The 18,531-nt window shown below is 55.0% G+C and carries 17 protein-coding genes; 5 read left to right on the top strand and 12 right to left on the bottom strand.

The features are described from left to right. Positions 1–12: 12 nt before the first annotated feature. From TU92_RS07680 to xerD, 6 genes are all read right to left on the bottom strand, one after another. On the bottom strand, positions 13–3,216 hold the full coding sequence (locus TU92_RS07680; RefSeq protein ID WP_168990325.1) for a chitinase: 3,204 nt from the start codon (positions 3,214–3,216) through the stop codon (positions 13–15). 165 nt (positions 3,217–3,381) lie between these two features. Then, the gene (gene lysS, locus TU92_RS07665) at positions 3,382–4,917 is read right to left on the bottom strand and encodes a lysine--tRNA ligase (protein ID WP_112165875.1); all 1,536 of its coding nucleotides are present in this window, start codon (positions 4,915–4,917) and stop codon (positions 3,382–3,384) included. 9 nt (positions 4,918–4,926) lie between these two features. Then, positions 4,927–6,025 (bottom strand): peptide chain release factor 2 gene (prfB, locus tag TU92_RS07660; protein WP_112165874.1). Its coding sequence is split into 2 segments (ribosomal slippage): positions 4,927–5,949 and positions 5,951–6,025, totalling 1,098 coding nucleotides; the frame shifts between segments, so codons are not numbered across the junction. Positions 6,026–6,156: 131 nt separating this feature from the next. After that, on the bottom strand, positions 6,157–7,890 hold the full coding sequence (gene recJ / locus TU92_RS07655) for a single-stranded-DNA-specific exonuclease RecJ (protein ID WP_112165872.1): 1,734 nt from the start codon (positions 7,888–7,890) through the stop codon (positions 6,157–6,159). Between the two features lie 6 nt (positions 7,891–7,896). Beyond that, positions 7,897–8,616, bottom strand: coding sequence for a bifunctional protein-disulfide isomerase/oxidoreductase DsbC (gene dsbC / locus TU92_RS07650; RefSeq protein ID WP_112165870.1), 720 nt, complete (start codon positions 8,614–8,616; stop codon positions 7,897–7,899). A gap of 22 nt (positions 8,617–8,638) precedes the next feature. After that, positions 8,639–9,598 (bottom strand): site-specific tyrosine recombinase XerD, encoded by a 960-nt coding sequence (gene xerD / locus TU92_RS07645; protein ID WP_112165868.1) that lies wholly within the window; start codon positions 9,596–9,598, stop codon positions 8,639–8,641. 122 nt (positions 9,599–9,720) lie between these two features. Between xerD and fldB the strand changes: the two genes are divergently transcribed. Next, positions 9,721–10,239 (top strand): flavodoxin FldB, encoded by a 519-nt coding sequence (gene fldB / locus TU92_RS07640; protein ID WP_112165866.1) that lies wholly within the window; start codon positions 9,721–9,723, stop codon positions 10,237–10,239. 31 nt (positions 10,240–10,270) lie between these two features. Here the strand turns inward: fldB and TU92_RS07635 are convergent, their stop codons facing one another. Next, positions 10,271–10,717 carry a protein YgfX gene (locus tag TU92_RS07635; protein WP_112165863.1) on the bottom strand — a complete coding sequence of 149 codons (447 nt, stop codon included), beginning with the start codon at positions 10,715–10,717 and terminating at the stop codon, positions 10,271–10,273. Beyond that, positions 10,698–10,964 carry an FAD assembly factor SdhE gene (gene sdhE / locus TU92_RS07630; protein ID WP_112165969.1) on the bottom strand — a complete coding sequence of 89 codons (267 nt, stop codon included), beginning with the start codon at positions 10,962–10,964 and terminating at the stop codon, positions 10,698–10,700. Before sdhE ends, TU92_RS07635 begins: the two co-directional genes overlap by 20 nt. Positions 10,965–11,230: 266 nt before the next feature. On the opposite strand from sdhE, the gene ygfZ reads away from it, so the two are divergent. Beyond that, positions 11,231–12,223, top strand: a complete 993-nt coding sequence (gene ygfZ / locus TU92_RS07625; protein WP_112165861.1) for a tRNA-modifying protein YgfZ — start codon at positions 11,231–11,233, stop codon at positions 12,221–12,223. A 72-nt stretch (positions 12,224–12,295) separates the two neighbouring features. On the opposite strand, the gene TU92_RS07620 is transcribed toward ygfZ, so the two are convergent. Next, on the bottom strand, positions 12,296–12,826 hold the full coding sequence (locus TU92_RS07620) for a class IV adenylate cyclase (RefSeq protein ID WP_112165859.1): 531 nt from the start codon (positions 12,824–12,826) through the stop codon (positions 12,296–12,298). Between the two features lie 196 nt (positions 12,827–13,022). Between TU92_RS07620 and pfkB the strand changes: the two genes are divergently transcribed. Further along, a complete protein-coding gene (pfkB, locus tag TU92_RS07615) occupies positions 13,023–13,967 on the top strand; it encodes a 6-phosphofructokinase II (RefSeq protein ID WP_112165857.1) in 945 nt (314 codons plus the stop codon). A 159-nt stretch (positions 13,968–14,126) separates the two neighbouring features. Next, positions 14,127–14,567 carry a DUF1198 domain-containing protein gene (locus tag TU92_RS07610; protein WP_112165855.1) on the top strand — a complete coding sequence of 147 codons (441 nt, stop codon included), beginning with the start codon at positions 14,127–14,129 and terminating at the stop codon, positions 14,565–14,567. Between the two features lie 68 nt (positions 14,568–14,635). On the opposite strand, the gene TU92_RS07605 is transcribed toward TU92_RS07610, so the two are convergent. Both TU92_RS07605 and TU92_RS07600 read right to left on the bottom strand, forming a co-directional pair. Beyond that, entirely contained in the window at positions 14,636–14,971 is a 336-nt protein-coding gene (locus TU92_RS07605; protein ID WP_112165853.1) for a DUF2002 family protein, read from the bottom strand. 114 nt (positions 14,972–15,085) lie between these two features. Next, positions 15,086–16,282, bottom strand: coding sequence for an MFS transporter (locus TU92_RS07600; protein WP_112165851.1), 1,197 nt, complete (start codon positions 16,280–16,282; stop codon positions 15,086–15,088). Positions 16,283–16,584: 302 nt separating this feature from the next. Between TU92_RS07600 and TU92_RS07595 the strand changes: the two genes are divergently transcribed. Beyond that, complete coding sequence (locus tag TU92_RS07595; RefSeq protein WP_112165850.1) at positions 16,585–16,893, top strand: ElaB/YgaM/YqjD family protein; 309 nt, start codon at positions 16,585–16,587, stop codon at positions 16,891–16,893. Between the two features lie 118 nt (positions 16,894–17,011). On the opposite strand, the gene pdxR is transcribed toward TU92_RS07595, so the two are convergent. Then, positions 17,012–18,466: a MocR-like pyridoxine biosynthesis transcription factor PdxR gene (gene pdxR / locus TU92_RS07590; RefSeq protein ID WP_112165848.1), complete on the bottom strand. Its 1,455-nt coding sequence runs from the start codon at positions 18,464–18,466 to the stop codon at positions 17,012–17,014. Between the last annotated feature and the right edge of the window lie 65 nt (positions 18,467–18,531).

Raw genomic sequence — 18,531 nt, 5'->3', positions numbered from 1 at the left:
CGGAGTGTGATCTCAGTCGCCAAAGTAACTCGGCGCTTTATAATACTCGACGATTTTCTGCGCCAGCCAGCCGCCGTCGGTACCGTTGGACTGGATGCTGGTGATACTCACCGTCGAACCTCCGCCCCACAAAATCGAGAAGATATTGTAATTGGTCAGATTATTGACCTGCGCCTGGCCCCAGTCATAACCCTGGTCTCTCTGCAAAAACTCGCCGACGGTTTTCACGCCGTAGTTCACCGGATTCAGTGCGGTATCACGCAATGCCTTCAGGACATTGCCGGCATCAGTACCAATGCGTGAATCCCCCATCAGGAAGGTGCCGCCTGACGCAAAGTGGGCGCTGGAAAGCATGCTGGTACCTTCGGATTCTGTCGGCATATGGCCGCCTGGGATCTGCCAGATCATTGCCGGTTTGTTCAGCCCGCTGGCGGTATATTTCACCAGATTCAGGTAGTTGAACCAGCTCGAGGCATTCCAGCTATAGTGCGCGATAGCATCCGGACTGAAACAGTCGCGTTCGAATTTGTCGAAGACGATGAAATCTGGTGCATACGCGCCCTCGTAAACCCCCAGTTCATCCAGATACGCCACCACTTGATCGGCGTACTCCCCCGGATCGACATCATCTTGCAACAACCAGTCTGCTCCGCCGGTTGCCCAGACGTTGGTCTGCCAGCCGAATGCGACGTCAGGCGCAAAGGTGTGGACAATATAGTTTATTGCCTGCAGATAGCCGTAAAGGCTGTCGTCAAAATGCGGTAAAGCCGGTGAGGTATATTTGAGGATTGGCTGGAGATCGCTGACCGCTTTTTTCAGCAACGTATTCACCTGAACGCTGTTAGCCTTACGCAGCGCCGCGTAGACGGACGGTTCCTGCTCCATTGCACCGAGGAAATCCGGATTGAGGACAAAGGTCACGGGTACCGGATGATCTTTATCCTTGTAACTTTGCGCCGCCACGCACTGCGTGATGAAACTGCCGAAATGATTGCGCAGACGCTGACTGTCGGTAAGATCGGATACAGCACTCCCCCCGCTGGCATTGGCCGTATAAACCACCATCACAGGCATTACCGCAAGGCCATTCGCCTGCTCAATCTGACGCGCAACTGAGCAGGTCTGATGCACCGGCAATGCCTCCAGATCCAGATAACCGTCTCCGTTACGGTCAACCTCCGCAGCAGGGATCGGGTCACCGCCGCCGTCAAAGCCGTCGTATTTGAACAATGCATCAACCGGAACACCTTTGTATGCCGTGACGCTCGAGGCTGAATTGACCGTCACGCCGCCGTGAGCCAGATAATCCGGCCAACCGCGAACCTGCAAATCGACGCTTTTTTCAAAGATAAGGATCAGGCGTTTTGCAGTGCCTGACACCGTGACAACCGTGCCAGGTAATGCAACATACTGACGCCCGCCAATGCTCAGTTTATCTGCATTGATGCGATATTCGCCCGGTGCGATGGCGTAAGGGATCGTGAGTTCACCTGCCCCGTAGAGGGTGAAATAGTACTGCGTCGCGCCGTCCTTGCTCACCATCGAGACATTAATTTTCTGGCTGCCCGCTGGCAGGCCCGTCGCCTGAAGAGTGGTGGCGATAAGCCCCGCGTTGCTTACCAGTTTCGTCTGGTAATCCACCGCGACAGCAACCATTGACGCTTTATCCGGTGTGAAGGTTTTTGCCGCTGCGGCGGCGCTGAATTCAATATTATTGATGCGCGTGGTGTTGATTTTTGCCTGACACGCGACCTGATGCGTCAGCCGGGTGACCAGAGTACTTTTCCCCGGCTCAATGCGTTGTGAAACGGTCTGGGTCGCGCCGGACTGCGTCAGAGTAATGTCGATCACACCTTGTTTAATACTGGCATTCGGCGTCAGAGAGATCTGCGCACTGGCGAAATACACCGGAGCTTCATAATTGATATTCACGATGCACGGTGAATTTGCAGCAGTCAGCGTCACCTTCTGCTGCGTTTTTGTCGGCGTCACCCGGACGCTGGCATTATCGAGCGGGTCGATCTGCAAGGTGTAGCTGGAATAACTCAAATTTTTAAGGCTGTTACGGCTGTTCCAGGCCAGGGCGTGTGATGTTTCCTCGCCGGCTGCACTGGTGAGGAGCAACGTTGGGGTACCGATTCCGTCCACCGGTGAGGCGGGAAGAACGACGATCAACTCCCCCTGCCGTGACGGATCGGCAAGCAGTTTGACCGTGATGCTGCCGAACGTGACCGGCGTCTGCGTGGCGCTAAACGAGAAAGTTATTGTGCCCGTTTTGCCTGCGCCGACCAGCATATCGCCGCCCGCCAGCAGCGTCAGGGTGGTGACCTCCAGCGGCCAGCCGCCGTCACGCCTGAGCGTTGGCGTACCGCCGATAAGCGAACCGCTGAACGGGCTATATTCATCAGGATGACCGGTAGCGGAGAACTCGATCACCGCCTGCGTAAAATCGATCGTCTGCGACGTGGTATTGGTCAGGCTCAACGTCACGCTCTGATACCAACTTCCGGTATCCAGTTTGCTGACAGTTCCACTGACACTGAGCACGGCTGGTGTTGGATCAGGTTCCGGTGTTGGCTCAGGTTCCGGTGTTGGATCAGGTTCCGGTATTGGGTCTGGTTCCGGCGTTGGGTCTGGTTCCGGCGTTGGGTCAGGTTGCGGTGTTGGAACAGGTTCCGGTATTGGGTCAGGCTCAGGCGTAGGGGCTGGCTCAGGCGTAGGGTCAGGTTGCGGTGTTGGAACAGGTTCCGGTATTGGGTCAGGCTCAGGCGTAGGGGCTGGCTCAGGCGTAGGGTCCGGCACAGGTGTTAAAGGCTCACTGTCTCCGCCCGTATTGATATGCTCACCGGATGCCAGCACAAGCAGCCATTCAGTGGCCAGGAAGGGAACCTGACTCGCAGAAATATTAAACGTCAGCGTGGCGCTTTTTCCGGCAGCCAGCAACTCAGGGGCGCCGTAAGCAAAATCTATGCGGGTCTTTTTCAACGGCCAGCCGTCAACAACCGTGATAACCGGCGCTTTTTTTTCGGCCAGCGTTCCACTGATCACACCGTAACTGTCCGGTGCGCCGTTTGCGGAAAAAGTAAAAACAGCTTTGTTGAAATCGACGGCGCCACTGCCTGTATTTTTGAATGTCAGGATGACGGGCTGATACCAGCTGTCAGGATCGATGGCAGACGCGGTAACGTGTAAAGAGGGAAATTGCGGGTCAGACATGGGGTGAATCTCCTGAGTGAGTTTCACCCAGCGTTGCACCAACCTGATGATTTAACGATAAATAGCGAGCACATTTATCTCACAACGACTCATTGATTTTCTTTGATGAGGAATGACAGATGTAAAAAAGGGCGCCGGAGCGCCCTTCTGTATTTCTTAACCCGCTTACTTCTGAGTCTGCGGACGCATTGCCGGGAACAGGATAACGTCGCGAATGGTATGGCTGTTGGTGAACAGCATCACCATACGGTCGATACCAATGCCCAGACCCGCCGTCGGTGGCAGGCCATGTTCCAGCGCAGTCACATAGTCTTCGTCGTAGAACATCGCTTCGTCATCGCCTGCATCTTTCGCAGAAACCTGATCCGCGAAACGCTGTGCCTGATCTTCTGCATCGTTCAGCTCGGAGAAACCGTTACCGATTTCGCGGCCGCCGATGAAGAATTCAAAGCGATCGGTGATTTCTGGGTTTTCATCATTACGGCGCGCCAGCGGAGAAACTTCTGCCGGATACTCGGTGATGAAGGTCGGTTGAATCAGCTGTGCTTCAGCGGTTTCTTCGAAGATTTCGGTTACGATGCGGCCCAGACCCCAGCTCTTCTCGATTTTGATACCGATAGATTCTGCAATAGCCGTCGCTTTGGCCAGATCATCAAGATCGGCAACGTTGGTTTCAGGACGGTATTTGCAAATCGCTTCACGCATGGTCAGCTTGGCGAAAGGTTTGCCAAAATCAAACGTCTGCTCGCCGTACTGCACAACGCTGCTGCCCAGAACCGATTCGGTCAGCGTGCGGAACAGGGTTTCGGTCAGAACGATCAGATCTTTGTAATCCGCGTACGCCATGTAGAGTTCCATCATGGTGAACTCTGGATTGTGACGCGGAGAAACGCCTTCGTTACGGAAGTTACGGTTGATTTCGAACACGCGATCGAAGCCACCTACCACCAGACGTTTCAGATACAGTTCCGGCGCGATACGCAGGTACATGTCGATGTCGAGCGCGTTGTGATGCGTGATGAACGGACGCGCCGCAGCGCCGCCTGGGATCACCTGCATCATTGGGGTTTCGACTTCCATGAAGCCGTTTTCCACCATGAAGCTACGGATACCAGACATGATCTGAGAACGGATCTTGAAGGTTTTGCGCGAGTCATCGTTAGCGATAAGATCGAGGTAACGCTGACGGTAACGGGTTTCCTGATCCGCCAGGCCATGGAATTTGTCCGGCAACGGACGCAGCGCTTTGGTCAGCAGACGCAGTTCAGAACAATGGATCGACAGTTCGCCGGTCTTGGTTTTGAACAACTTGCCGGTCGCACCCAGGATATCGCCCAGATCCCATTTTTTGAACTGTTCGTTGTAAACACCTTCCGCCAGATCGTCACGGGCAACGTAAAGCTGGATACGGCCACCGACGTCCTGCAGAGTCACGAAGGACGCCTTGCCCATAATACGGCGGGTCATCATACGGCCACCGACGGTAACGGTGATGTCTAACGCTTCCAGCTCTTCGTTGGTCTTTTCACCATACTGGGCGTGCAGATCGTCAGAAATGCTGTCACGACGGAAATCGTTCGGGAACGCGTTACCCGCTTCGCGCAGCAAAGCCAGCTTCTCACGACGGGCTTTCAGCTCGTTGTTAAGATCAGGGACGTTCTCTGTTGGCTGCTGCTCAGCAGGCGATTGTTGTTCAGACATGTTGGTTCCTTATAACCCGGCTTTCAAACTGGCTTCGATGAATTTATCCAGGTCGCCATCCAACACGGCCTGCGTATTTCGTGTTTCGACACCTGTGCGCAAATCTTTGATACGGGCATCATCCAGCACGTAAGAACGAATCTGGCTACCCCAGCCGATGTCAGACTTGTTGTCTTCCAGCTGCTGTTTATCCGCATTTTTCTTTTGCATCTCATACTCATAAAGCTTGGCTTTCATCTGCTTCATGGCCTGATCTTTGTTTTTATGCTGGGAGCGGTCGTTCTGACACTGGGTCACAATGTTGGTCGGAAGGTGGGTAATACGTACCGCAGATTCCGTTTTGTTGACGTGCTGACCACCCGCACCTGACGCGCGGTAGACGTCGATACGCAGGTCGGCAGGGTTGATTTCGATAGCAATGTCATCGTCCACTTCCGGGTACACAAACGCGGAACTGAAAGACGTATGACGACGGCCGCCGGAGTCAAACGGGCTTTTACGCACAAGGCGATGAACACCCGTTTCGGTACGCAACCAGCCAAACGCATAGTCACCGATGATTTTGATAGTGGCGGATTTCAGGCCTGCGACTTCGCCGTCAGACTCTTCAATCACTTCCGTTTTGAAGCCTTTGGCTTCTGCCCAGCGCAAATACATACGCAGCAACATGCTCGCCCAGTCCTGCGCTTCCGTACCACCGGAACCGGCCTGAATGTCGAGGTAGCAGCTTGCACTGTCGTATTCACCGGAGAACATGCGGCGGAATTCAAGCTGTTCCAGCTTGGCTGTCAGCTGATCGACTTCTTCCACAGTTTCGTTGAACGTGTCTTCGTCTTCGGCTTCAACCGCCAGTTCCAGCAAGCCGGTCACGTCTTCGACGCCCTGCAACAGCTGGTCGATGGTTTCAACGATGGCTTCCAGCGCGGAACGTTCTTTACCCAGCGCCTGTGCGCGTTCAGGTTCGTTCCACACGTCCGGCTGTTCAAGCTCGGCGTTTACTTCTTCGAGGCGTTCTTTCTTGGCATCATAGTCAAAGATACCCCCGAAGAACGACTGTCCGCTCGGACAGGTCCTGAATGCGGTTTTTTACCGGATTAATTTCAAACATGATTTTTTCGCGTCTTACGTTAGATTCGGAGTTGGCCCAATGCCATTCGAACCGCAGATTCTAACGGAATTAGCAGTCTTTTTATAGCAACGAGCCGTATTTTTGCCGGGTTTATTCTGACCGAAACGGGCTTATTTCGGCCACAAATGTTGAATGATCAGCTGAACGCTGCGATTTCCACGGAATTCATTGATATCCAGCCGGTAGGCCAGTTGCACTTCGCGGATGCTGCTGTCAGGCCAGAACGTCGGATCGATATTAAACGCGATGCCGTCAAGCAGCGGTCCGCCGCCAACCGGTTCAATCATCAGTTTCAGATGACGCTCTTTCAGCAGCTTTTGTTGCAGGATCCGGAACGTGCCGTCAAACGTCGGTTCGGGGAACGACTGCCCCCACGGGCCACCGTCACGCAGCATTTCAGCGGTATCAATCGTCAGTTCCTGCGCGGCCAGTTCACCGTCCGACCACACCACGCCTTCCAGATACGACGGATCCAGCCATTCGCCCACCAGTTCAGCAAAACGGTCACGGAATTCATCGAACTTTGACGCCTCGAGTGATAAACCGGCGGCCATGGCGTGCCCGCCGAATTTCATCATCAGGCCGGGATTGAGCGTGTCGAGACGCTCCAGCGCATCACGCATATGCAAACCGGCAATCGAACGGCCAGAACCTTTAAGAATCCCCTCGCCCGCCGGTGCGAATGCAATCACCGGGCGGTTAAAACGTTCTTTCAGGCGCGAAGCCAATATGCCGACCACGCCCTGATGCCATTCCGGATGGTACATCGCCAGCCCGAACGGCAAGGCATCGGTTCCGCGCTCGAGTTTATCGCACAGCGCCAGCGCCTCAACCTGCATCCCCTGCTCAATCTCGCGGCGGGTCTGGTTCAGCGCATCTAAATCGCTGGCCAGCGCGCGCGCTTGTCCGATGTCCTCGGTGAGCAACAGCGCCACGCCGACAGACATATCGTCAAGTCGCCCGGCGGCATTGAGCCGTGGCCCGAGCGCAAACCCTAAATCGCTGGCGCCCAGGGTGCGGGCTTCGCGGCCTGCGACTTCCAGCAGCGCGCGTATACCGGGGCGACATTTGCCCGCACGAATGCGGTTCAGTCCCTGGTACACCATGATGCGGTTATTGGCATCGAGCGGCACCACGTCCGCCACGGTACCCAGCGCCACCAGATCCAGATGTTCCGCCAGATTCGGCGGCGTGATGCCGTTTTGCTCGAACCAGCCGCTGTCACGAAGCGCACTGCGCAGCGCCAGCATCAGGTAAAACGCCACGCCAACGCCCGCCAGCGATTTGGAGGGAAACGCGCACCCGTGCAGATTCGGGTTAATGATCGCTTCAGCATCGGGCAAGGTCTCGCCCGGCAGATGGTGGTCAGTGACCAGCACCTGAATGCCTTTCTCATGCGCCAGCGTGACGCCCGCGTGCGAAGAAATGCCGTTATCGACGGTCAGAATAAGCTCGGCACCGCGCGAAGCAGCCTGCTCCACCACTTCCGGGCTCAGGCCATAACCGTCTTCAAAACGGTTGGGCACCAGAAAATCGATATTCCCGCAGCCCATACTACGCAACGAGAGCAGCGCGAGCGCGGTGCTGGTCGCGCCATCGGCGTCAAAATCCCCGACGATGATAATGCGCAGCCGCTCGGTGAGCGCTTTTTGCAGCAGTTTCACAGCGTCATCGATGCCATCAAGTTGCTGATAAGGCAGCATGCCGCGCACGCTGCGCTCCAGTTCCTGACTGTCTTTCACCCCACGAGAGAGATACAAACGGCGTAGTAACGGAGAAAGTTCGGCGGGGAGTTCCACGCCGGTCGCGGCCTCACGGCGGCGTAGTTGAGTCTGCAAGGTCACGAAAAATCAACCACCGGTTTTATTTGAAGGATTGCGCTTGTCGAGCATCGCGGCCATTTCTTTTGGCGGCTGATAGCCCGGGATCAAGGTACCGTCTTGCAGCACGATTGCCGGCGTCCCGGTTACGCCCAACTGGACGCCCAGCTCAAAGTGTTTCGCAATATCACTGGTTTTGCAGCTTGCCGCGACGATGTCGTCGCCACGCATGGCCGCATCAAAGGTGGTATTGCGGTCGCCGGTACACCAGATCGACTGCATATCTTTCTCGGTCTTCGAGTTCAGTCCCTGACGCGGGAAAGCCAGATAACGCACGGTGATGCCAAGATCGTTGTAGTCCTGCATCTGCTGATGCAGTTTGTGGCAATAACCACAGGTGATGTCGGTAAACACGGTGATCACGTGTTTTTCGTTTTTGGCTTTGTAGACGATCATTTCTTTTTTCAGCGCTTCCAGCTTTGTCATCAAAGCCTGATTGGTCACGTTGACCGGCTGAGCGCCGCTGACGTCATACATCGGCCCCTGCAAAACGTGTTTGCCATCTTCGGTAATGTAGATAACGCCGCTGTCGGTAGAAATAGCGCGCAAGCCGTTGACTGGTGTCTGCTGAATATCGGCATTTTTCATGCCCAGTTTATTCAGCGTGGCGTTGATTGCCGCATCATCAGCATGCACCGCGGAGCTCATACACACGGTAATCAGGGTGAGCAGCAGTAAACCTTTTTTCATCATTTCGTCCTTTTTCCCGGCATCATGCGCGGGGATGATGTTGTTGATGTAGCTGTTTGAGTCGTTCAGTCGCTACATGCGTATAAATTTGAGTGGTCGATAAGTCACTGTGACCTAACAACATTTGTACCACGCGCAAATCCGCGCCATGGTTAAGCAAATGAGTGGCAAAAGCGTGGCGTAATACGTGGGGAGATAATCGCTCTGCATCAATACCCGCAAGGATCGCATAGTGTTTGATGCGATGCCAGAACGTCTGACGGGTCATTTTCTGAGCGCGATTGCTCGGGAAAACAATATCGAGCGATTGTCCGTTCAGCAGCCACGGCCTTCCATGCTCAAAATAATTCTCCAGCCAGTACACGGCTTCTTCTCCCATCGGAACCAGTCGCTCTTTGTTTCCTTTACCAATGACACGTACCACGCCCTGTCGCAGACTGATATCACTGAGCGTCAGCCCGACCAGTTCGGAAACACGCAAACCGGTGGCATACAGCAGTTCGAGCATGGCCTTGTCGCGCAGTTCGAGTGGCACATCGACGCTCGGGGAAGAGAGCAGTGAACTGACCTGCGCTTCGCTGAGATCTTTTGGCAGGCGCTGCGGCAATTTGGGCGAAGAAAGCAGCGCCGTCGGGTCGTCCTGACGAACGGATTCGCGGTTCATATACTGGAACAAGCGGCGCATCGCGCTGAGTAAACGCGCCGAGCTGGTCGCTTTATAACCGCCTTCCACCCGCTCGGCGAGAAAAGCTTGCAGGTCTTCGGCGCTCACGTTCAGCAAATCTGTGTTGTTGTGGTGCAGCCAGCCGCTCAGGGATTTCAGATCCTGACGGTAGGACGCCAGCGTATTTTCTGCGAGGTTGCGCTCAATCCACAACGTATCAAGAAACTGTTCCATCAGGCTCTGGTCGGCCTGATTGACCGCTTCGCCAGCCGGCTCAGGGTTATCCCCCTGACGGATCACATTATCTTGTTTTGGCATCCTGATTCCTTTTGCACAAGTGCACACCGCGCGATGGGCGAACGATGCCATTATGACGGAATACAGCCCAAATCTGCTACACTCCATGCCATTCGTATTCTTTTGACGTTATGGCAACAAGTATGAAGATTGGACTTTTCTACGGCTCCAGCACCTGCTACACCGAAATGGCCGCGGAGAAAATTCGCGATATTTTGGGCGAAGAACTGGTGGATTTGCACAACCTGAAAGACGTTGATCCGGACAAAATGCAAGATTACAGCGTCCTGATCCTCGGTATCCCGACATGGGATTTCGGCGAGATCCAGGAAGACTGGGAAGCCGTCTGGAATCAACTACCTACGCTTAAACTGCGTGGCAAGATTGTGGCGATGTACGGCATGGGCGACCAGCTCGGTTACAGCGAATGGTTCCTCGATGCGCTGGGCATGTTGTACCACCAGCTGGTGCCAATGGGCGTTAAGTTTATTGGTTTCTGGCCGACGGAAGGTTTTGAATTCACCAGCCCTAAACCGCTGAGTGCGGACGGCAAACATTTTGTCGGGCTGGCGCTCGACGATGTGAATCAGTTCGATCTCACCGACGAACGCCTGCAACAGTGGTGTGAGCAGATCCTGCTGGAAATGGACGCCCTGCTGTAACCTTTAAGACGTTTCAGCGCCGCCTTCAGCCCTATCTCTCCGGGCCAGGAGGGCGGCTGTTGAGCAGTATCTGGCGCAAACGCCGCCACTCCTCCACACTCATGCTGTCCGATGCTAACCACAAACGGTGCCGTGAACTGCGCATTGCCTGCGCCAGACCGCCTTTACGTTTTTCACGCCGCAGAGAAAGCAGCGCACCGTGGCTGACCATCCACACCGGATGGCGAAGCTGCCATTCATGACCGCGCCATAAAAGACGCTCCTCATCGAGCAAAATCACTTCACCGGTGCGGGCTGTGATGCGCCGCTGGCTGCGGATGCATTCAAACAGCACCAGCAACAGCAAGGTCATCCAGGCGGGCCAATAGCCTGCGGGCCAGGGTGCCAGCAAAATCAGTAACATCACGCCGCCGTAGCTGCCGAGTGAAATTAATTGACTGCGCCATGACACCCGTAAATCACATCGCCACAGGGCCACGGTCTTTATTTCGTGTCTGAATGAGCGCGACCATGCGTTGTAATTCAGCGTCTTGTGGTGCGCCATGATTCATCAGCCAGTTAAATAAATCGGGATCATCACTGGTCAGAAGACGGGCAAACAAGGTTTTATCTACATCGTTGAGCGAATCATATTCATGCTCGAAAAAGGGCATAATTGAGATATCCAGCTCGCGCATTCCGCGACGACAGGCCCAGTGAATTCGTGATCTGTTATTGATATCCAGTTGGTTTTTGCTTTCCATAACGAGACTCTTTTGTAGGGACGAAACAGGAATTTTTTCGATTCTAACAGCCGCTTGGCCTGTAAAGTAACTTTTCGCTGCCTTGTTTTGTCAATCTACGTGATGTGCCGTAAATCCTGATGCAAACCTGTCGCCCTGTTTACATTCTCCGGAAGGCATCCCGTAAAAGGCACCAATAACTGTTTTCAAAGGCGGTGGCCTCTTTTACCATGAGGCATCAGTCACATTTCATAGACCGGGATAAGAAAATGGCTCACGAATTTCCGTTTCCACCGCAAAAACCTTCAGCGTCTTCCCATCTGCCCCTCACTCTGATTTCGCTGGAAGACTGGGCGATGGTCACCATGACTGGCGCGGATACAATGAAATATCTGCAAGGTCAGGTCACAGCCGACGTCGATGCGCTGGCTGCCGATCATCATGTGCTCTGTGCGCACTGTGATGCCAAAGGCAAAATGTGGAGCAACCTGCGCCTGTTCAAACGCGGCGACGGAATGGCATATCTTGAACGCCGTAACCTGCGCGATACACAGTTAGCTGAAATTAAAAAGTATGCGGTGTTTTCCAAAATCACCTTTACCGCCGATGACGACGTGGTCCTGCTTGGCGTAGCCGGTTTTCAGGCCAGCGCTGCGCTGACCGGATTGTTCTCGACGCTGCCGACCGCTGAGCAGCCGGTGGTGCAACAGGATGAAACGACCCTGCTGCATTTTTCGCTGCCTGCCGAACGTTTTCTGATTATCACCAGCCCGGAAAAATCCCGTCAGGTGGTGGAAGAGCTGGGTGAACAGGCGCAGCGCAATGACAGCCAGCAGTGGCTGGCGCTGGATATTGAGGCCGGTTTCCCGGTAATTGACAGCGTCAACGCGGTGCAGTTTATTCCGCAGGCGACCAATATTCAGGCGCTCGACGGCATCAGCTTCACTAAAGGCTGCTACGCCGGTCAGGAGATGGTGGCGCGCGCGAAATACCGTGGCGCCAATAAACGTGCGCTGTTCTGGTTGTCCGGAAAAGCCAGCAAAGTACCGGCTCCGGCAGACGATCTTGAGATGCAGCTCGGTGAGAACTGGCGCCGAACCGGCACGGTATTAGCAGCGGTGCAGCTTAACGACGGCACCGTCTGGGTTCAGGCGGTGCTGAATAATGATCTGGAAGCTGATACCCATCTTCGCGTTCGTGAAGATGCGGCCAGCCAGTTGAGCATTCAGCCACTGCCGTACTCGCTGGAAGAAACTAAGTAACCGCTTAAAACGCTCCGTTGCCGCCTTCATCTCAGCAATGAGAAGGCGGCAAATATTTCGGTTCCGGCGCGGTTAGTCTTCGTGATGTTTACCCTTCTGTCTCAGTAAATCGACGTAGGCCTGATCCACCAGTTCCTGACGATCGATACCCAGCCGCTCAAGTAAATCTTCTGCAATCGCAATGCCCTTTTCTGGCGTTTCGTTCTCTGCGAGCACCACTTCAAACTCCAGATAATCCCCCAGCCCTTTCACCCGATCCAGATGCAAACGGGTTTGCCCGGCCATAAACAACGTGCGCTGCTTAATCACCCGACCGGCCGCGCCATAAGCCAGCGTCAGGGTTTCGCGCAGACTGTCGGGATCATGCGTTTCAGAAAGCTGGTAAAAACTGGTTTTCGGACCAGCCTGGTCAGGGCGTTGATAAAAAATCAGCTCACCGCGATCTGCCGCCAGCGTACGTAATTTCAGACGCCCGTGCGGGCAGATAAAAAAGGTGTCGTCCTGATCAATAATGTCCGGCAGGCCGTCGCTTATCAGCGCCAGCTTTTCATACAGCGCCGAAAAATCATCAACCTTTGCTTTGATTTCAATGTTTCTTGCCATCGTTGACTCCCTTAACGTTCATGCATTTACACACGCATTTTTACACGGATTGAAAGAACACGAAGTGACCTTACAGTGACAGGCAGCCATGTCGCAAGCAGGTTTGATCTGGCGCGTTAAACCCTCAATCAGGGGCTGCTAAAACCTCTCAGGGTGGTACTCTCAGATGAGTTTTTGGAAAAATGAGGGAACGAAAATGACCAAAATTGTAACGCTCACTCTGGCTCCGTCACTGGACAGCGCCACGCTTACTCCAAAGATTTATCCGGAAGGCAAACTGCGCTGTACCGCGCCGGTATTCGAGCCGGGCGGCGGCGGGATCAACGTCGCTCGCGCCATTGTACATCTCGGCGGACAGGCGACGGCGCTGTTCCCGGTGGGCGGCCCGACCGGCGCGCATCTGGCGCAGTTGCTGCGAGATGAAGGGATCACCACAGACACGCTGGAAACGCAGGACTGGACGCGGCAGAACCTGCACGTTCACACCGAAACTACCGGCGAGCAATACCGCTTCGTGATGCCAGGCGCACGCCTGACCGAAGCCGAGTTCGCCAGCCTGAGTGCCAAAGTCGAAAGCATCCCGGCCGGTTCAACTCTGGTCATCAGCGGCAGCCTGCCGCCGGGCACGCACATCAGCGCGCTGACCGGGCTTATCCGCAAGGCCCAGCAGGCCGGATTGCGCTGCATTCTCGACAGCTCCGGTGAAGCGCTGGCGGCTGGCCTGAAAATTGGCGGTCTGGCGTTAGTGAAACCGAACCAGAACGAGCTGTCGGCGTTGGTCGGTCATCCGCTGGAAAATCCGGGTGATGTGCTGGCGGCGGCGCAGCAAATCATCCGTGAAGGTGGCGCTGAACGCGTGGTCGTTTCCCTCGGACCTCAGGGCGCACTGGCCGTGGACGCCCAGGGATCGTTTCAGGTGGTGCCTCCGCCGGTGAAAAAGATGAGTACCGTCGGCGCGGGTGACAGCATGGTTGGCGCGATGACGCTCAAACTGGCCGAAGGTGCTGACCTGCTCGATATCGTGCGCTTTGGCGTAGCCGCTGGCAGCGCGGCCACGCTGAACATGGGCACGCGCCTGTGTTCTGACAAAGATACGCAGCAGATTTACCAGTATCTGTGCGCGCAGACGCCGGCGCATTAATAGCCTGAATGCGCTCCGTGAGGGCTTTGCATCGCACGGAGCGCAAATTCTTTGTCACGCCTGCACGTATTTCTTTCCATTAGCAGATAAACTCGCAGCATCGGGTGTTGCATGCACCTTTCACATCACGCCAGAAAAGGCCGGAGGCCAGGGTCCAGAATGATATGGATTATGCTTGCTGCAATTGTTGTGGTTTTTATTGTGGGTTATTGGTTCATGACAGCAGACACTCGTAAAGCGAATGAGTCACTCGCCAGTCTGTTGAAAATAAAACCGGTTTATATTGATTCCATGCTGCTGGAGATGGGCAAACGACAGAGCCAGATGTTTATCCGCTCGATAAGCGGCGGGTATGCGGAGGAGATCCGCAAAGCGGCTTACGTCGTCTTTATCTATCACACGTTTATCAAAGATGCGTCGGCTGAAAATATTGTCCGCTGGCGCAACATTCTGGTGCGCGCGCATCTGCCGCCGCAGCTGAGCAGCGAACACGCCGAGCTGGCGCTGTTTTACTTCGCAGAGCTGGATATCGAACCTTTCGAACTGGCGCAGTTCCGCCGCGATTACAACGAAACCTATAATCAGATCCATCTGGTATAGATGCAAAAAAGCCGCTGAATCAGCGGCTTTTTCTCGTCATCGATCAGAGACTGGTTACCTGAAACTCATCATCTGAACACGTTATCCAGATAACTCGCCAGGATCTGACGTGAGCTGAAACCGTGGCAAATGCCGTAGTAGGTTTCGTTTTCGCTGGAGACGTCCAACGGGAAGTTCTTGTAGGCATCGCTGCTGCGAAACGACGCGGTAGGCTCGGCAAAACGCTCGCTGCGTTCTTTCATCGCTGGGTGTATTACCAGGGCAGTCCGGCCAAACCGCGCTTCCCGGTTCACATACACGTAGTACTCGCCACGGCGATAACCGTAAGCTTTATCATCAATATAATCGCGCTCAAACCCTGATGTTTCTAAAACGCGTGCCACTTCATCTGGCCGTAAATACATGGTTGCTCCTCGCTTCTTTAACCGCAAGGCGACCTTACCGCAATAACTCTGCCAGACAATGCCTTTATCCCCAATTTTGGCGCATTTAGGATTTATCTAAACACGCCAAAAGGGCTAACTGGCCGAGGGTTTACGCGAAGTTTGCAACCAGAGTCTGAGTGTCAGCAGCCACGCAATCACCACCATAAACGCAGCGGCCAGATAAATCGACGGCGTCCCCAGATGCGCGATCAGTAAGCCTGCAACTGGCCCGGTGATCCCCAGCCCTAAATCAAGGAATGCCGAATAGAGCCCCAGCGCCGTTCCCTGATTCTGCGGCGGCACCTGTTTGACCGCCTCTACGCCGAGCGCAGGAAAAACCAGTGAGAACCCGGAGCCGGTGAGGAAAGCGCCGAGCTGCACAGTGATAGGATCGGTTCCCATCCAGATCATCAGTAAGCCTGCAATTTCAAAGACAAACGACACCAGAGACACGCGTAAGCCGCCAAACCGGTTGATCGCATTGCCAAACACCAGACGTGTGCCGACAAAACCGAGGCTAAATAAGGTGAGCGTAAATGCCGCGCCGCTCCAGCCTTTATCGGCGTAGTAAAGCGTAATAAAGGTGGCGATCACCCCAAAACCGATGGTGCCAAAACCCAGCCCGAGACCATAGAGCCAAATCCGCCCGACCACCGATTTGAAGGCGATCCGCTTGCCTGCCGTGACCGAAATTGCCGCTTTGCCGCAGGCGACGACGGCAGCAATGACTACGGCGATGACGATAACTCCCGCCACGCCCGCCAGCCCGAAACCATGATTGAGTATTACGCCCAGCGGTGCGCCGACGGCCATCGCGCCGTAAGTCGCCACACCATTCCATGAAATCACCCGCGCCGTGTGTTTCGCACCCACCGCGCCGATCCCCCACAGCGTGGTACCGGTGCTGCCGAAACTTTCTCCGACGCCAAGGAAAACTCGCGCCACGCACAGCAGCAGTAAACTCGCCAGCGGAGAGTGCGCAAAAATAAACGCCAGCGCGTAGAACACACCGCTCATGCCGCAGCAGATCAGCCCGAAAATCACCACTCGTTTCGGGCCAAGCTGGTCGGCATAACGTCCGGCGTGAGGGCGACTGACCAGCGTTGAGAAATACTGGACGCTGATAATCAGGCCGGCCAGCACCGAGTTATAACCCAGGGTGTTATGTACAAACCCCGGTAAAACGGCCAGCGGCAGGCCAATCGTCAGATAGACGACAAAGGTGAAAAGCATAAACGACAAAATGCGTTTATTGAGCTGAAGATTTGAGCGAAGCGTACTTAAAGACATGGGCAAACCGGATGTGAACACTGAGAGTGGAATCAACAGTATAAACGGGTTTTGCCGGTTAAACGGGGTAAAAATGTTATCGCCTGTAACGTCAAACTCACTTGCGGAAAAATCTGATCCGCGTCACGTAAAGCCGCGTCACACCTGAGTTTTTTGACCCGCCTCATGGCCTGTTTACCCCCGAAAATACAGGCATATGTTCTCGAAGAACCATCTGGTACAGGATTTTGGTCTATGCTTTAAGCATCAGTTTTAAAAGTCAGTAAAAAACTGAAAAATATCGTTCAACAAGGAGAGACCGAATGTTTAATAAGAAAACAGATAAAGTAGAAAAAAGCATTGATCAGGACGTGACCTTACTGGCTGACACGCTGGATGAAGTGCTTCAGTCTGCGGGCAGTAAATCCAAGGATGAATTGGACAAACTTCGCAGCAAAGCTCAGGGCGTTTTACGTGATACACGTGCCCGTTTTAACGGCGATAAAATCAGTCAGCACGCTCGTGATGCCGCTGCCCAGGCCAATGATTATGTGAAAGATAATCCGTGGTATGGCGTCGGTGCCGGTGCTGCAATCGGTATTGTGATCGGTGTCCTGCTGGGACGTCGCTAGTCACGAAAGAGCAATTTAAGGTGTCTATTCCTGTGTCGGGATTACTCAGACACCAACGCAGCGCCCCTCATTGCTGCGTGATTGCTAAAAAGACGACGGAGCCCACGGGCTCCGTTTTCTATTTCTGATTTGCGCAAACCACCGCCGACAGCCGTGCGGCCAGCGCCTGCGCCTCTTGCGGTGAGGTGATGTTTGGAAATCCCATCAGCAAACCGTTTGGTCGCAAGGCATCGCCCCGCTCGCGGCGTAAAACCTGCCAGTCGGACAATGCCTGCACTGCCAGCCCCTGCTCGCGTGCGCGCCTGGCGATGGCCGCATCATTAAGATTTGCATTGAGTCTGGCACACAGCTGGATGCCGCCGGCCTGCTCCGTCACCTGCAACACGTCTGCCCCAAAGGCCGCGGTCAGCGCCTGTTTCAGATAGCCACGACGCTCCGCGTATAACTGACGCATTCGTTTCAGGTGTCGGTAAAAATGCCCCTGCTCGATAAATTCTGCAATGCTGCTTTGCACTAAAGGCGGCGTGCCGCAGATCCGCAGCGGGGAGTAAGCCTCCAGTTTTTCCACCAGACTTTCCGGTACCACCACGTAGCCACAGCGCAGCGCCGGGAACATCACTTTGCTGAACGTTCCGGCGTAAATCACGCGCCCTTGCGTATCCAGACTTTTCAGCGAAGGCAGCGGCTGGCCGTGATAACGGAATTCGCTGTCGTAATCGTCTTCGATGATCCACGCCTGCTGTCTGGCCGCCCAGTCAAGTAACGCCATGCGTCGCGAGAGGCTCATGGTTACGCCGGTCGGGCTTTGATGCGCAGGCGTCACCACGGCAAAACGCGCCAGCGGATGCTCTTTCACCGCCTGCGGCACGTTCATTCCTTCGTCATCGACATTCACCGCCATCGGCACGGCACCCGCCGCGCGAAAAAATGCCTGCGTCACCGGATAGCCGGGGTCTTCAAGCCATACCCCGTCACCCGGTTGTAGCAGGCTGCCGATGATCAGATCCAGCACCGGCGCATAACCGGCGCAGAGAAAAATCTGTTCCGGGCGGCAGGTGAATCCACGGGATAGTTGCAGGTAGCGCGCAATAGAATGGCGCAGCGATTCAACGCCGGTCAGCGGTGGGTGCCCGAGATCGTTAATGGCGGTATGACGGATTTGCCGCGAGACAATGCGTGACCAGATGGCGCGGGGAAAAGCGTCGAGCGCGGGTAATCCGAGCTGAAAAGGCAGCGAGGAGACGGAAGGCAACATCGGGTTGATCGGCCTGCGCGCCTTGCTTTCACGCACCGGCGAAGGCGCAGGTGCGGATAAGCTTTCCGGCGCGCTGACCACCGTTCCCGCCTGGCCGCGGCTTTGCAGAAAACCTTCAGCGGTCAGCAGGCCATACGCATTTTCCACCGTGGCGCGCGCCACGCCCAGTTCGCTGGCCAGCGCACGTACGGAAGGCACGCGGCTGCCGCGCGCCAGCTGTCCTTCCATAATAGCCGCTTTCACTCGCTGATAAATCTGCCGATAAAGCGGCGCGTTGAGCTTAGGATCGAGGTGAAAGGCGAGGCTGAAGCGGCTCATCATGACCTGCTTAAAGAGACATTTTATGGCTCTGTAGTATAGACCATACGGCGGGTAAAGTAGCG

The sequence above is a fragment of the Rahnella inusitata genome (assembly GCF_003263515.1).
In the GTDB taxonomy this organism is placed as follows: domain Bacteria; phylum Pseudomonadota; class Gammaproteobacteria; order Enterobacterales; family Enterobacteriaceae; genus Rahnella; species Rahnella inusitata.
The sequence above is the reverse complement of the archived record's forward strand: the minus strand, read 5'-3'. Positions and strand labels throughout refer to the sequence as shown.

Coding starts and splice junctions, on each gene's coding strand:
- TU92_RS07620 (WP_112165859.1), bottom strand. CDS start 12,826: ATGGCAAGAAACATTGAAATCAAAGCAAAGGTTGATGATTTTTCGGCG.
- TU92_RS07610 (WP_112165855.1), top strand. CDS start 14,127: ATGATATGGATTATGCTTGCTGCAATTGTTGTGGTTTTTATTGTGGGT.
- fldB (WP_112165866.1), top strand. CDS start 9,721: ATGAAGATTGGACTTTTCTACGGCTCCAGCACCTGCTACACCGAAATG.
- xerD (WP_112165868.1), bottom strand. CDS start 9,598: ATGCCAAAACAAGATAATGTGATCCGTCAGGGGGATAACCCTGAGCCG.
- TU92_RS07605 (WP_112165853.1), bottom strand. CDS start 14,971: ATGTATTTACGGCCAGATGAAGTGGCACGCGTTTTAGAAACATCAGGG.
- TU92_RS07595 (WP_112165850.1), top strand. CDS start 16,585: ATGTTTAATAAGAAAACAGATAAAGTAGAAAAAAGCATTGATCAGGAC.
- pfkB (WP_112165857.1), top strand. CDS start 13,023: ATGACCAAAATTGTAACGCTCACTCTGGCTCCGTCACTGGACAGCGCC.
- TU92_RS07600 (WP_112165851.1), bottom strand. CDS start 16,282: ATGTCTTTAAGTACGCTTCGCTCAAATCTTCAGCTCAATAAACGCATT.
- dsbC (WP_112165870.1), bottom strand. CDS start 8,616: ATGAAAAAAGGTTTACTGCTGCTCACCCTGATTACCGTGTGTATGAGC.
- TU92_RS07680 (WP_168990325.1), bottom strand. CDS start 3,216: ATGTCTGACCCGCAATTTCCCTCTTTACACGTTACCGCGTCTGCCATC.
- ygfZ (WP_112165861.1), top strand. CDS start 11,231: ATGGCTCACGAATTTCCGTTTCCACCGCAAAAACCTTCAGCGTCTTCC.
- pdxR (WP_112165848.1), bottom strand. CDS start 18,466: ATGAGCCGCTTCAGCCTCGCCTTTCACCTCGATCCTAAGCTCAACGCG.
- lysS (WP_112165875.1), bottom strand. CDS start 4,917: ATGTCTGAACAACAATCGCCTGCTGAGCAGCAGCCAACAGAGAACGTC.